Origin of the sequence: Lactococcus lactis, from assembly GCF_029023865.1 — a bacterium.
In the GTDB taxonomy this organism is placed as follows: domain Bacteria; phylum Bacillota; class Bacilli; order Lactobacillales; family Streptococcaceae; genus Lactococcus; species Lactococcus lactis.
The window spans coordinates 1,877,338-1,891,920 of record NZ_CP118969.1 but is presented as its reverse complement, the minus strand read 5'-3'; the positions used below and the strand labels follow the sequence as shown (position 1 = coordinate 1,891,920).

At 32.6% G+C, this 14,583-nt stretch carries 12 protein-coding genes, 1 pseudogene and 1 other annotated feature; of the genes and pseudogenes, 9 read left to right on the top strand and 4 right to left on the bottom strand.

Translation table 11 applies throughout. The features are described 5' to 3' along the window. Nucleotides 1-105: 105 nt before the first annotated feature. A complete protein-coding gene (locus PYW37_RS09340; RefSeq protein ID WP_003129594.1) occupies nucleotides 106-636 on the top strand; it encodes a hypothetical protein in 531 nt (176 codons plus the stop codon). 159 nt (nucleotides 637-795) lie between these two features. After that, the gene (gene spx / locus PYW37_RS09335; protein ID WP_003129597.1) at nucleotides 796-1,194 is read left to right on the top strand and encodes a transcriptional regulator Spx; all 399 of its coding nucleotides are present in this window, start codon (nucleotides 796-798) and stop codon (nucleotides 1,192-1,194) included. 381 nt (nucleotides 1,195-1,575) lie between these two features. Here spx and PYW37_RS09330 read toward each other — a convergent pair whose 3' ends face one another. Beyond that, the gene (locus tag PYW37_RS09330) at nucleotides 1,576-2,739 is read right to left on the bottom strand and encodes a DUF998 domain-containing protein (RefSeq protein WP_023188922.1); all 1,164 of its coding nucleotides are present in this window, start codon (nucleotides 2,737-2,739) and stop codon (nucleotides 1,576-1,578) included. A gap of 247 nt (nucleotides 2,740-2,986) precedes the next feature. After that, nucleotides 2,987-3,030: a sequence feature (sodium ion sensor (DUF1646 type); this cis-regulatory element may regulate processes involved in with the transportation of sodium ions), on the top strand. A 51-nt stretch (nucleotides 3,031-3,081) separates the two neighbouring features. On the opposite strand from PYW37_RS09330, the gene PYW37_RS09325 reads away from it, so the two are divergent. The 6 genes from PYW37_RS09325 to PYW37_RS09300 all read left to right on the top strand — a co-directional run bounded on the left by PYW37_RS09325 (nucleotide 3,082) and on the right by PYW37_RS09300 (nucleotide 11,226). Continuing rightward, a complete protein-coding gene (locus tag PYW37_RS09325; protein ID WP_023188921.1) occupies nucleotides 3,082-5,838 on the top strand; it encodes a cation-translocating P-type ATPase in 2,757 nt (918 codons plus the stop codon). A gap of 485 nt (nucleotides 5,839-6,323) precedes the next feature. Beyond that, the gene (locus tag PYW37_RS09320) at nucleotides 6,324-7,355 is read left to right on the top strand and encodes an acyltransferase (protein WP_025016853.1); all 1,032 of its coding nucleotides are present in this window, start codon (nucleotides 6,324-6,326) and stop codon (nucleotides 7,353-7,355) included. Between the two features lie 4 nt (nucleotides 7,356-7,359). Then, nucleotides 7,360-8,580 carry a glycosyltransferase family 2 protein gene (locus tag PYW37_RS09315; protein WP_023188918.1) on the top strand — a complete coding sequence of 407 codons (1,221 nt, stop codon included), beginning with the start codon at nucleotides 7,360-7,362 and terminating at the stop codon, nucleotides 8,578-8,580. Between the two features lie 272 nt (nucleotides 8,581-8,852). After that, a complete protein-coding gene (locus tag PYW37_RS09310; protein ID WP_023188917.1) occupies nucleotides 8,853-9,746 on the top strand; it encodes a polysaccharide deacetylase family protein in 894 nt (297 codons plus the stop codon). A gap of 26 nt (nucleotides 9,747-9,772) precedes the next feature. After that, entirely contained in the window at nucleotides 9,773-10,072 is a 300-nt protein-coding gene (locus tag PYW37_RS09305; protein WP_023188916.1) for a hypothetical protein, read from the top strand. After that, nucleotides 10,039-11,226: a collagen binding domain-containing protein gene (locus PYW37_RS09300; RefSeq protein WP_310574174.1), complete on the top strand. Its 1,188-nt coding sequence runs from the start codon at nucleotides 10,039-10,041 to the stop codon at nucleotides 11,224-11,226. Before PYW37_RS09305 ends, PYW37_RS09300 begins: the two co-directional genes overlap by 34 nt. An 89-nt stretch (nucleotides 11,227-11,315) precedes the next feature. On the opposite strand, the gene brnQ is transcribed toward PYW37_RS09300, so the two are convergent. The 3 genes and pseudogenes from brnQ to PYW37_RS09285 form a co-directional block, all read right to left on the bottom strand. Next, complete coding sequence (gene brnQ / locus PYW37_RS09295) at nucleotides 11,316-12,674, bottom strand: branched-chain amino acid transport system II carrier protein (RefSeq protein ID WP_023188914.1); 1,359 nt, start codon at nucleotides 12,672-12,674, stop codon at nucleotides 11,316-11,318. 236 nt (nucleotides 12,675-12,910) lie between these two features. Continuing rightward, the gene (locus tag PYW37_RS09290) at nucleotides 12,911-13,183 is read right to left on the bottom strand and encodes a GNAT family N-acetyltransferase (RefSeq protein WP_021214922.1); all 273 of its coding nucleotides are present in this window, start codon (nucleotides 13,181-13,183) and stop codon (nucleotides 12,911-12,913) included. Then, nucleotides 13,183-13,456 (bottom strand): annotated as a pseudogene (locus PYW37_RS09285) ((4Fe-4S)-binding protein). The gene PYW37_RS09290 and the pseudogene PYW37_RS09285 overlap by 1 nt, the downstream one beginning before the upstream one ends. A gap of 318 nt (nucleotides 13,457-13,774) precedes the next feature. Between PYW37_RS09285 and PYW37_RS09280 the strand changes: the two are divergent. Beyond that, nucleotides 13,775-14,548, top strand: a complete 774-nt coding sequence (locus tag PYW37_RS09280) for a TatD family hydrolase (protein ID WP_023188912.1) — start codon at nucleotides 13,775-13,777, stop codon at nucleotides 14,546-14,548. The last annotated feature ends 35 nt before the right edge of the window (nucleotides 14,549-14,583 follow it).

The window sequence follows — 14,583 nt, the reverse complement described above, 5'->3', positions numbered from 1 at the left end:
TCAAAAAAGGTCAAAGAATATTGTCTTTTTTTATGACTTTTCCTAAACTTGATAAAAAAAGAGTTTAAACTTTCTTAACGCTTTCAAATTTGTTATAATTATGACATGAATACAGAACTTATTATTGCAATGATTTTTGGTCTGATTATTGGCGCGTGGCTAATGGTTGCAGGCATCTACATTTACAAAATTTATGATGAAAATCGTTATAAGAAACGATTAACAATTGAAAAATTACTTCGTGAAATTGAAGTTCGTAACACACTTAATCAAAAAGTGATTGAAATTCTTAATCGCCCAATTACTGGGAGTGATAAAGAATTAATTAATCCTCAAAGTGATGTGAAAGTTCCTTTTTACGATTATAATTTTTTGAAAAACTATACTTCAATGTATAATTTATACATTCCAACTTATTTTTTGAATACATTTTTCAAAAAGCTCTCTCACCATTTAGCTGTATTTGATGACGAGCAGGACTTGAAAAATGGGGGATACATTTTCAAAGAATCTCGTACAATTTTCGAGAATTTTTCTGTCGAAATTACTGATGATATTGAGGCAAAAAAACGAGAGTTACAAAAGGCTAAAAATGTTTATCCATCGATGTTGAAAAAACAACATTATAATATCTAATGCAGTGAAAAAAACTACTGATTTCAGTGGTTTTTTTATTGAAAAAATTTGTGAAAAAATTTTGAAAAGGTCTTTTTTTAAGTCTATAAATATGGTATAATTGTACAATCATTGATGTTTAATACTATTAGATAAATAAATATACACGAAGGAGAGACGATGATCACAATCTATACAGCACCCTCTTGTACGAGCTGTAAAAAAGCTAAAACTTGGCTTTCATATCACCACATCCCATTTAACGAAAGAAATCTCATCGCGGATCCTTTATCAACAACAGAGATTAGTCAAATTCTACAAAAATGTGACGATGGTGTTGAAGGATTAATTTCAAGTAGAAATCGCTTTGTGAAGACTTTGGGTGTTGATTTTGAAGATATTTCACTTTCACAAGCAATTAAAATTATTTCTGAAAATCCACAAATCATGCGTCGTCCAATTATTATGGATGAAAAACGTCTTCATGTTGGATATAATGAAGAAGAAATCCGTGCTTTTTTACCTCGTACAGTTCGTGTTTTAGAAAATGGTGGCGCTCGTTTGCGTTCAGCAATTTAATTCATAATTAAAATATTCATTTATTGGAATTTTTATAGACGCATTTGCGTCTTTTTTTTTATTGAAAAAAAACACTGCCAGAAAGGAACAATGGTTTTTTGTTGAGTGCATAGTAATTGTTATTGGATAATAAAAGAAAATGAATTAAAAAATTTTTTATGGTTATTGTTATCCTTCAAATTCAATATCATCAAGTGTTGTGGCTGAAATAAAAATTGTGGGTAAGTATGGATCAACTGCAGAAACTGCAGCAAGTGAAAGGAGCAGTAAACTTTTAAATTCCATGATGAACCTCCAACCAAAATGTATTTGTGAAGATATTATAACACAATTTTCTGAAAATTCAACCTTTTTGTTTTTCTTATCTGATGCTTGAGGTAATTATTTTTGAAGGAGCTTTACTTGCCATTCGTTTCCTTCTTGAATAATTCCCCTGAGTGAATTGATAAACATAACGAGCCAGGTAAAAGCTATAGCAAAAGCAATAATTTCAAAGACCGTTAATGAGAGATAGTGAATTCCCATAAAGGCAACGGCAGATAAAGTTAATGCTATCAAAGCAGTCCAAGATAATGCTAAAAATTCTTTAGAAATGGTGGGAACTAACCATTTAAGAAAGATAATCATAATAAGAACAACCGCAACCAGACCAAATGCAGAATTATTATGTATAGGCATTGTCCATGATTGGGCTGGAAAAATTCCGACGAAAGCGATCAAAAGTGCTATGAGAATATAAAAAACACGAATTATTTTAAATTTATAATTGTAAAGGCTGCTCTTAGAAAACTCAGCAAAGAGAAAATCAGTTATGGTAAGAAGAATAAGAGCAGAAAATATTAAGGTGATATTGAACTGCCAGTGCTGTGTGGCTTCACCAGTTCCTAAGAAGCTGAAGTTATGTTGCCACCAATCTTTTTGATTGTTTGTTGCCATTGAAACAAGAATACCCCCTATGAAAGTGGTAAAGAGGAGCAAAATAAGATTAGGTAAAGTGATGGAAAGAGCTGCTGAAATAAGAAAATAAAAGATGATTCCAACAAATACTAAGACAAGAAACCCTGCAGTAAAGGGGTCAAAAGTTACTCCGCTAAATGTTTTGCCAATTATGTACCAAAAAATGATTTGAACAGCAAAAGAAATACTTGTATAGGCTACCGATAGCGTTAAAGTTTCTCTAAAAATTTTAAATTTAGATTTGGATAAGTCACAACTTTTGCGAAGATAAGTCCATATGAAACCAAAAAAACCAAAAAGGGTTGATAGAATTATGCTCAAACTTGCAACAGAGAGGTGGCGGCTCCCCGTAAATGCGATTTGTGGATGATTGGTACTTAAAAAGATAAGCAATGCAATTATTCCAGATGCTAAACTAGGTACTATAAAATAGTGTAAAGCTAAATTTTGTTTATTGGTATGATTAATTTTCGGATTTTCTAATAATATCTGTTGATTTTCTAAACGGATTGATAGTTGGTCATTTTCTGCATAATCACTTAATTTATTATAAAGTTCTTCAGGGATTTCTAAGTAATTTTTAGTCATGATATTCTTTCTAGCTTTAAAATAATTGAAAATTCATTTATATAGTACATATTATAAATTCATACATTCTAATAATATTTTACCATTTAACTTACTAAAGGGGCTACTGGAACTTATTTGTTTTGGGAACGGAGGGATAATTTGAGTTTTAATATAAGTATATATTGTGTTGTAGTCAAAACAATATAAAATGGATTGACTTACGATATGGATAATGTTAAAATATAATTAATTAAATAAACGACTAGGTTGGGCGCAAGCTTCAAGACATATCTCCAAGGGTGAGGAGATTGTTTTGAGGTTTGCGTTCTTTTTTGTCGTTTTTTACTAGAAAGGGATGATATGAAATTTTATCAAAAATCCAAAGAAGAATTATTACATAGTTATGATGTTAAGATAGATAGAGGACTTTCGAGTACTCAGGTTACTGATAATCGAGAAAGATATGGTGAAAATAAACTTCCAGAAGAAAAGGAAGAAAGCTATTTAAAAGTATTTTTTAAAAGTTTTAAAGAACCAATAATCATTGTTTTATTAGGGGCAGTCGCTCTATCATTTTTTAGTTCATTTTATTCATTCCAAATAGTTGGAGATAAAAAACATGGTTTAGAATCCTTATATGAAGCGATTGCTATAGCTATTTTGATTATTATAAATGCATTTTTAGGTTTTTGGCAAGAAATTAGTGCTCGTAAAAATTTAAATTCACTAAAAGAAATGAACAATCGTTTTGCATCTGTACTAAGAAATGGAGCCTTAGAAAAAATTTCATCAAATGAGCTAGTTGTTGGTGATATCGTAAAAGTTACAGTAGGTGATTTTGTGGAGGCCGATATAAGATGGTTAGAGCTTGATGAACTTCAATTAATTGAGTCTCATTTAACGGGTGAAGCTGATGCTATAATAAAAAATATAGAGGTCATTAATGAAAACGTCGAAATTGGTGATCAAACGAATATGGGATTTTCTGGCTCTATCGTTTCAAATGGACAGGGAATTGGAATAGTTGTAGCCACGGGAGAAAACACAGAACTTGGGAAAATTTCTCAGTTGATGAAAGATGAGGGAATGAAATCATCTCCATTACAAGAAACCGTAAAAAAACTTACTAAAACACTGATGAAAATATCCGCTGGGATTGTTTTATTAACTTTTGTATTTGGATTAATAAGTTCTGGAGAATTTTCAATTAACTCAATTACTTCAGTATTTTCAACCTCAATCGCTCTCGCAGTTGCCTCTATTCCAGATGCTTTACCAGTTGTTCTCTCAATAGTATTGACAATCGGTGCAGTCAAAATGTCAAAAAATAAAGGTTTGATTAAAACACTAAGTAGTGTGGAAACTTTAGGGAGTACTTCTTACATCTGTTCTGATAAAACAGGTACATTGACCCAAAATGAGATGACCGTTACAAAATTTTACGCTAATGGTCAACTGTATAATGTGGATGGTCTGGGATATCGTTCCATTGGTGAAATTCACTTGGTATCAAAAGGTGAAAAAAATGTAAATTTTGCTCAATTTATGAAAAATATCGTTTTGTGTAATGATTCAAGTGTCAAAGAAGTTGAGGGGCAAGTAAAAACTTTTGGTAATCCTACAGAAGTTGCTCTTACCGTTCTTGGTAGTAAAGCCGGCTATAGCAAGAATAAGTTATTAAAAAACAATAAAATTATAAGAACTCTTCCTTTTAGTAGCAGTAGAAAAATGATGAGTGTCATTGTTCAAAATGATGAAGGATTTTACGTTTATACCAAAGGAGCACCAGATGTTTTAATGGAAAAAGCTTCGGGGATTTTGATTGGAGATATAGTTGACCAATCTGAGCAGTCAAAAGATAACTTTATTAAAGTGGTAGATGATTATGCGGATGAAGCACTAAGAACCTTGGCTGTGGCCTACAAAAAAGTTGATGAAGAAGAGGCATTATACGGAGCCACGGAAGACGTAGAAAAAGATTTTATATTAACGGGAGTTGCAGGAATAATTGATCCTCCACGAGAAGAAGTGAAAGAATCTATCAGACAACTTCATGATGCAAATATTAATGTGGTCATGATTACAGGGGATCATGAAAAAACAGCTCGTGCGATTGCCTATGATTTGGGGATTGTAAAAGAAAAAAATGCAACAGTTTTAAAGGGAATTGACCTTGAAGAAATGTCAGATCAGGAGCTTTATGCAGAAGTAAAAAATGTTAATGTTTATGCAAGAGTGACACCAGAGCATAAGCAACGTATTGTTAAACAGCTCCAAAATCATCAACAAGTTGTTGCTATGACCGGAGACGGAGTAAATGATGCTCCAGCTTTAAGAGCTGCTGATATTGGAGTGGCGATGGGAATTACTGGTACAGAAGTAACTAAAGATTCTGCAGATCTCATTTTATTAGATGATAAATTTACAACGATAGAAAAATCAGTTTATAGCGGTCGTACTATCTATGCTAATATAAAAAACTTTATGAGACACGAACTGACAACAAATGTTGCTGAAGTTTTGGCTCTTGTATTAGGTTTAGTTTTATTTAGAAGTAGTGTTGGAAATGTAGCAGCAATGACTCCGACATTGACTGCTTTAATGGTTCTTTGGGTTAATATGGTGAGTGATGCGATTCCATCTTTTTCTTTGGGTTATGATGTTGCCGAAACAGATTTGATGAAAGAAAAACCACGGAACCCTAATGAATCTATTCTTGCTAACCACACGTGGTCTAGGGTTTTGATTAGGGGAACAGTTATGGGAGCGATGGTTTATCTTGGATTTCTCCTGGCTGCTCAAAATGGATTGAACGCTAGTGAAGCACAAACAGTTGCTTTTCTGACTTTAGTTTATGGACAATTATGGCATGTATTTGATGCAAGAAGTTCAAGAACATTGTTTAGACGTAATCCTTTTGGGAATATTAGACTTGTTGGAGCAGTGTTATTTGCAGGAGTTTCTTCATTTTTAGTAACAATCATTCCGTTTTTCAATAGTGTGATCGGAACTGCTCAGTTAACATTACCTGTATATCTACTTGTGATTTTTATTCCTGCTCTACCTACATTAATATTGTCAGGAATAAAAGAAGTTTTTAAAATAAAAATATGGTAAATCAATGCAAAAAAGTACTTACTTGAGTAAGTACTTTTTTTGTATGTTACTAATTACAAACTGATGTTTGTTTTTGATTTCTAAATTTGCAATTTAGATTATTACCTAATATGCCTAAAACCATCATAAGTACCAGTTTATAAGGGTTGTACCGCTTTTTTTATTGATTGATATTTTACTTTATAGGGTTTAATAATAATTAAAAATGAATAATATGATGATATTAAGTAATTTTGTAAGCTTTATATTACAATGTTTCTTTTTGTTATGTTATACTGTGATAAATTGGTGGATTGCAATCAAAAATTAATGATTTTCGTTAGTTATAAATCCATACTAAATTAAAGTTAGGAGAATAACATGATTTCGAGACATCTTAGTGATGTAAAGGAAAAATAATTGTAAATTTTGAATTGAGCGGTTTATAACCCAAATTAGAGAAAGGATTTATAGGAGCAAAATTTTTCTGCTATAAATATAAAAAAATGAAACGTAATTCATCAATAGATTTAATGAAAAGTTGTGCAATATTCTTTGTCATTTCGGTCCACTTTTTATTAAATTCGGGCTTTTATGATATGACAATTCATTCCACTTTAGCAATTTTTTGGATTGGGATAAGAACGATTTTAATTACTTGTGTGCCCTTGTTTTTAGTGGCAACTGGATTTTTAATGAATCGAAAAGAATTAAGTGCTCAATATGTTCTGGGAATAGTTCCTGTCATCATTTCATATATAGGCATACCTTTATTAGTATGGGGAGTTCAATCTCTTGTCGGAAAAGGAAGCGACTTCTCCACAGCCATAAATGGAATTTTTGATTATTCAACCGATTCTTACTCTTGGTATGTTGAAATGTATTTAGGACTTTATCTTTTTATCCCTTTATTAAATATTATCTGGAATTATAAAAAAGAAATAAAAAATTATCATTTATATATTGTCTTTATCGCAAGTTTGCTAACATTCTTACCCTCTTTATTAAATAGTTTTGGAAAAGTTATTCCAGACTATTGGCAAATTTGTTATCCCGTTAGTTATTATTTTATTGGAGCTTACCTTTATACTTGTCAAAATGAAATAAAGAAAATTTCAATAGGAAAACTTGTTACAGCATTCTTAAGTGCACTTACGATTTTTACTTTGACGGACACTTTTGCAAGTTGGAATCAAGAATTTCAGTGGCTAGACCACAATGATTATTTTGGTTATCAAACAGCCATAATGACAGTATTAGTTATAGCAATCTTGTGGAGAACTCCCATTCCAAAATGGAGCGTTAGCTTGCTAAAGGCTCTATCTACCGCTACTTTGACTATCTATCTTATATCTGATTTAACGGATCAGTTTGTCTATGGATTTTTTAAGCATGAAATTCCAAACTTAAGTCAACGAGTGATAGCAGGACCGATTATTATTCCAGTAGCCTTTACTAGTGCGGCATTACTAGGAATTTTTGTGGGAAAAGTTTTAAATTTCCCTTTTAAGAGAAAAAAAGAAAGAAAGGAAAATTAAAACTATGATAATCTCAACAATGGTAGATGTTTATGTTGTTTATTATCCGATTATCTTGTCCTTCATTTGGGCAAGTGGTGCTTTTTTATCTCGGCGGAAAGAAAGAGATAAGAAAGCAATTGATGAAACAAAAGAATTTGAAAAAATTAGTATTGTTATTTCTGCGTACAATGAAGAAGAAACGATTGAGGAAGTTTTATTATCACTACGTAATCTAAATTACCCTTTCCTAGAGATCTTTATTGTTGATGATAAGAGTAGTGACCGCACTTTGGAGAAACTTTATGAAGTAAAAAAATCTTTCGACGATTGGGAAACATTAACTATTCTTGAGCAAAAGGAAAATAAGGGAAAAGCCACGGCTTTAAATGTTGCTTTGCAACAAGTTAACAGCAAGTATATGCTTGTTATTGATGCGGATTCATATCTTTCTAAAGATGCTCTATCTTATTTATTGGCCGAATTAACTTCTAGTTCAGATATTGGGGCTGTGACTGGACGACCTATTGTTAGAAACAGAACAACTCTATTGGGGAAATTACAAACCTTAGAGTATTTAAGTGTGATTGATGCGATTAAGAGAGCGCAAAGTCTTTTTCTAGGTGCAATAATGACCGTATCAGGTGTGATTGTTATGTATCGTGTAGAGGCTTTGAAAGAAATTGGGGGCTTTAATACCGAAGTGATGACGGAAGACATTGATGTCACTTGGCGACTTCATCGTAATCAATGGAAAGTCAAATATGTCCCTAAAGCCTTAAGCTATATTCTCGTTCCTGAAAATTTAAAATCTCTTTTAAAGCAACGGAGAAGATGGGCAGTTGGTGGAGTAGAAGTATTAATTACAAATTTATCATGGGTTTTTAAAAGAGGAGAATTTAAACATCGGTTTCTTTTGATTGAAATGATTTGTAGTCATATTTGGAGTTGGTTTTTCTTAATAGAATCTTATCAGTATTTTCTCCAAATGCTGTTAAATCAAGAATTCAAAGTATCGGGTCAAATTATCGTGATTTTTGTTCTTATTTCATTTTTTGTATTCTTTTTAGGACTTAATAATGATAAAGGGGAGAGCCGCTTATCCTTGACTGATAAATTAATATTTCCAGCTTATCTTGTTGCTTATTGGTTTCTAAATTTGATTAGTGCTCTTTCTGCTGAACTTGTTGTTTTAACTAATCGGACAAATAAAGGAAAATGGGAAAGTCCTGATAGAGGGGTGTAATAATGGAATTAGTAATACGTAAAAAAATGAAAAAACGACATTTTTTGGAATTCTTGGCTGTTTCACTATGTTGGCTGTTTATATTAATTGTTTTCGTTCTTTTATTAATCTCTTTGCTGGGGATATATAGTGATGGAATTATCTCTGTTTTTGTAATCATTGGGTTTCCAATAACAAATTGGGAAGATATAATTTATGATTTGTTTTGTCTTCTTTCAATATTAACGATTCCTAGTCTTTATATTTTAACGAAGGAGGCTTAGATTTATAATATGAAATTTAGTAAAAAGAATATTTTTTTGATATTGATGTTTGGTCTTATTGCTATCTTGGTGTTTATGTCCACACGTGAAACAAAAAAATATGTACAAGATGGAAAAAAGGAGCAGCCAGATTTTGCTTATGAGAGTTTGCTTAAAGACAATGATGGAATTATTGTTCTTTGTTATCACCGTGTGTTAAAAGATACGGTGGTTACAAATTTCGCTTATTCAATTTCGCATAATTCTCAACTCCATGAATATAATGTATTTTTGCAAGATTTTGAACAGCAAATGACATTTTTAAAGAAAAATCATATTAAAGTTTTGACTAGTTCAGAACTGATAGAGAAGCTTAATAAAAAAGAGGTGATCGGCAAAGCAGTAGTGATTACTTTTGATGACATTGATAAGTCTTTGCCAGAGAACGCTTATCCAATAATGAAAAAATTAGACTTACCCTTTACGCAATTCATTATCACGGGAAAAGTTGGACAAACCATTGATGGTTCACAAATGTCGACTTGGAAAGAAATAAAGAAAATGAATGAAAATCCGTTGGTTACTTCAGGACTACATACGAATGACTTACATTATCAAGAAAACTTTGAACCGATTTTATCTACTAATATTTCAAAAAAAGTAGTGCAAGAAGATTACCAAAAAAGTCAGAAAGCATTTGGTGAGAAGTTAGATCAAAAAGGAAAAGTTTTTGCTTATCCCTATGGAGCACAAAATAAAGACTTAGAAGATTATATGCTACAAGATGGAATTCAAGGAATATTCACACTATCTCCAGGTGTAGTGACTAATGAAACACTATATAGTAATATTCCTAGGTTGATTGTTACGAAGGATAATTGGAAAACTATCAAACATTGGCTCTTAAGTGAAGGGACACAATAATAAGAGAAAATAAGAAGGAGATATTCATGAAGGCGAAGAATAAGTCATTTAAATTATTAATGGTTCTGAGTTTATTGATGTGCTTGGTTGGAATTAATTTATTTAAACCTTCAAATGTATTTGCTGCTGACTATGGAAATAAATTTATAACGGGACATGAACTGACTGATGATTTGGGAAATCCGAAAACAGATTTTGGTATTTATGATGATGTTCAGGCTCATTGGGATTTTGATATTCCAGTGGGAAGCGTTTCTCAGGGGGATACAATGAGTGTCAATGTTCCTGATTTATTAACTTATCAAAAGATATTACTTTTGAAATAAAAGATGAAGCTGGAAATATTATCGGAACGGCGGTTGCTAATCATCTTACGGGGGTGGTAACTGTTACTTTTTCAAAACTTGTTGAAAATGCAACTTCAGACATTAAAGGTTCATTTTCCGTTTGGGTTAATTGGGATGAACAAAAAGTAGAGGAAAATACAAGGGTAGTAGTTGATTGGAAAGATGGAGGAACAACAGAGGTTAACATTGGTCCGGCAACAGGACCGGATAAAGATGAGGTACTTTATAAATGGGGATGGGTTGACGAGAATGATTCAACCTTAATTCATTGGCAGGTTCGGATCAATTATGCTAAAGAAAATATCCAGAAAGCTATTTATACTGATATTATTGGTGGGAATCAGAATTTAGTTTCTGGTTCGATTTCGGTAGCTAATGTGACTTATAGTAGTGATGGAGAGAATTATAATGTTGATAGCTATTATCCTCAGGCTAGTATTTTAGAAAATGGCGTGAACGGATTTACCGTGAATTTAGGTGATATTTCAAATACGATTATTGTCGATTATTCAACGAAGGCAACGGATGGAGGGCTTTCTCAACAGTATGAAAATAGAGGAGAATTGACGGGAGAAAATATTGAAAAACAGGTAGTGGAAGTTCACACTCCTAACAATGGTGGAAATGGAAATGCAAGTATGAAACTTTCTATTTCTGGAGAGAAAACTTGGATTGATGAAAATAATGCACGTGGTTTAAGACCAAGTTTTATTAGTATTGAGTTATATCGGAATGGAGAGAAAGTTGATTCACGAGATGTGACGGCTAAAGAAAATTGGAAATATTCGTTTACCGATTTGGATAAGTACGATGAAAGTGGGAAACTTTACGATTATGATGTAAAAGAGGTGCCTGTTAGTAATTACACGAGTCAACAGGAGGGGTATAATTTTATAAATACAATCATCCCTGTTAAAGAAGAAACTCCTGAAAAACCCGACCAATCAATTACTACTCCTAGTTCATCCTCACAAGTAATGTCGGTTTCGTCTTCTTCAATGGAATCAGAACCTTCTGAAGAGTTGCCTAAAACGGGGGATAGCCCAAGGGATTTTTTCAAAGTGTTGGGAATACTTCTATTGATTTCTGGGGGTCTTGGAATGATTTATATTAGGAGAAAATCAAAAATTTAATTATCTGAGATGATGTAAAAGAAAAGGAGTTATCAATTATTTGAAACTCCTTTTTATATATTGTAGGCTCTCAACTTTTATGAAAGTGTTTAAGACTTTTTATTTTTATATACAGTAATCGCAATTTGACATAAACATCCGATGATAAAGCCTAAAACCGCTGGAAGAATCCAACCCATTCCTAGGGAGAAAAAGGGTAGAAAGTCTTTAGCAAAATTAATTATTACTGATATGAAAGTAATTGTGTGAAGACTGGCTGGAAGAGCATTGAGTCCGTCGATAATAGCCGCTAAAAGTGTAAAAGCAGTTGTTATCTGATAAACGAGTCTAGAATATTTAAAAAGTGGGCTTAATAAAGCTAATAAAATAAGGATAATGGCTAAGGGATATAAAAACATGAGGACTGGAACCGAAAGTTCTATAATTTTTGTCAAACCAATATTTGCAAAGATGCAAGGAAGAATACTTACGATGAGGAGATAAAAACGATATTCTTTTTTAGGAAATAATTCGACAAAGGTTTCAGAAAAGGCAGACATTAAGCCAACGGCTGTTTTTAAGCAAGCGATGATGACAATGAGTGCTAAGATAATCATGCCGAAATTTCCTAAGTAGTGGTTGGAAATTTGAGCGAGAGCAATTCCACCATTTTCACTAATAGCAAATTGCCCAAGACTCATAGCACCTAGGTAAGAAAGGCAGGTGTAAATGATAGCCATTAGTCCTACACTGATGAGGCCAGCTTTTATGGTTTCTTTAGCAATAATTTTAGGATTTTTTACGCCACGTTGGCGAATAGTTGTGATGATAATGATTCCAAAAGCTAAGGCGGCCAAGGCATCAAGAGTATTGTAACCTTGTGTGAAACCCGTCAAAATAGGAGATGCTTGATAGGCTTTACCAATTTCTGCTTGGCTAACTTTTCCTAATGGATGAGTGAAAGCAATGACCAAAATAATACCTAACAAAACCAAAAAGAGGGGATTTAAAAATTTTCCGATATAATCTAAGAGTTTTGTTGGCTTTCTAGACAGAAACCAGGCGGTTCCAAAGAAAAGGATACTAAAAAGAGCCAATAGTGGAGCTTGGAGTTCATGACTTAAAAAAGGTGAAATTCCAATTTCAAAAGAAGTAGTTGCTAAGCGAGGAAGAGCGAAAAAGGGGCCAATAACGAGATAAAGTAAAATTGTAAAAATATAAGCATAAATACGATTGACTCGGGAAGCTAACTCAAAAACCCCGTTACTTTGAGAAATTCCCAGAGCGATAATTCCTAAAAAGGGAAAGCCGACTGCTGTAATTAAAAAACCAAAATTTGCTTGTGAAATAGCAGCACCGGCCTCTTGACCCATATGTATTGGAAAAATTAAATTTCCAGCACCAAAGAAAAGTCCAAATAACATTGACCCTATAAAGAGGTAATCTTTACCAGCTAATTTTTCCTCCATAAATACTCCTTATAATTGATTTGTTTGATAGATAAAATAATGAATTATTATAGCAAAAAAATTGTGAATTTACAACACAATTTTATAGAAAACATGACGATTGATTTTATTAAGCCTTTTAAATTACCAAGTAAATTCAGTGTTAAAGTAAAGTTTGAAGAAAATTTTTTCTATTGCTTAATTTAGAATACATAAAAAAGGCCCCGCTAAAAGGTCTTTTATATTTAAGGATTAGCTTATTTTAAAACATCAGTTAATTCTTCTTTGTGTTCTCTGAAATATTTGACGGCATAGGGGCAAGTGGCTCCTAATTTTAATTGTTCGCGTCTTGCTTTTTGGATTCCGGCAAGAACTAATTTTTCGGCTAGGCCTTGACCGCGATAGTCAAGTGAAACGCCAGTATGAGTGATTATTATTGAATTATTCATAGGCATATAGGCCATTTCGCCAATGACTTCTCCTTTATCTGACAGAAGTTCAAATAGATTTTCTCTTTCAATAATGTTCATTAGTTTTTCTCCTTCGCCAAATATTTTAGTGCTCCGGAAGGGCATCTATTGATTACTGATTGATTGGAAGCGACATCGCCATTATCGGGGATAATCCAAGGCTTACGGCCAACTTCAAATACTAAAGGATTTCCTCTAACACATTCACCTGCATGCTCACAAATTGCTACATTGTAATAAATATCCATGTTTTCACCACGATACTTACGATAATCATTTTTTCAATAGTTGTTCTTCATTCGCAGCTTCGCCAAATAATTTTGAATTATCCATTTTCTTCCTCCTGTTTACGATTGTATTTTTTTATATGACATTTGTCAAGCTGCTTTATCAGAATGATATCTATAGAAAGCATTGAAAAATAATATAGGGGTCTAGGAAGAGATGAAAGAGATATACAGATATGTTATAATATAAATGCTTATTGACTTTTTTGTCTTGGAAAAAAATGAAAATATGTTTTAGGGTTGATTAAATAAAAGTAAAATTAATTAATCAATGACAGATTAATAAAAAAGAGAAAAAACTCTAGTAATAAATTGGAAAATTTTTTGCTTAAAAAATTACGGAGAAGGAATTTCAAATAAGATAATGGAAATTTTTGATACCCATACACATCTAAATACTAGTGAATTTGAAGGACGAATTCAAGACGAATTAGTCCAAGCTCAAACATTTGGAGTGACAAGAATTAATAATGTTGGAAGTAATTATGAATTAAATGATGCAGCACTTTTGCTGGCTGATAAGTTTGAAGAATGTTACGCAACAATTGGCTGGCATCCTGATGATGCTGCTGAATTTGATGATCAAGCTGAAAATTATTTACTGACCAAGCTGTCAGCAAAAAAAGTTATTGCTCTTGGAGAAATTGGTTTGGATTATCACTGGATGGTCCGTCCGAAAGAAGAACAAGAACGAGTTTTTAGAAGACAAATTCAGATTTCTAAGGAAATGGGGCTGCCTTTTCAAGTTCATACACGTGATGCTCTTGATGATACTTATGAAATTATTAAATCAGAAGGTGTTGGTTCTGCTGGTGCGATTATGCATTCGTTTTCTGGGACAGCTGATGAGGCGTTGAAATTTGTGGAACTTGGAATGATGATTTCTTTTTCAGGTGTGGTCACTTTTAAGAAGGCTCTTGATGTTCAGGAGGCTGCGGCTACAGTTCCCTTGGATAAAATTTTAGTGGAAACTGATGCGCCTTATTTAACACCAACGCCATATCGTGGAAAAGAAAATAGACCAGCTTACACAAAATTTATTGTTGAGAAAATTGCTGAATTACGTGAAATTTCTGCTGATGAAGTGGCTAAAATGACAACAGAAAATGCCTTGAGGATTTTTGGCTTGAAAAAATAAATTCGTATTTATTTTGATTTGGATAGGAGCTATTT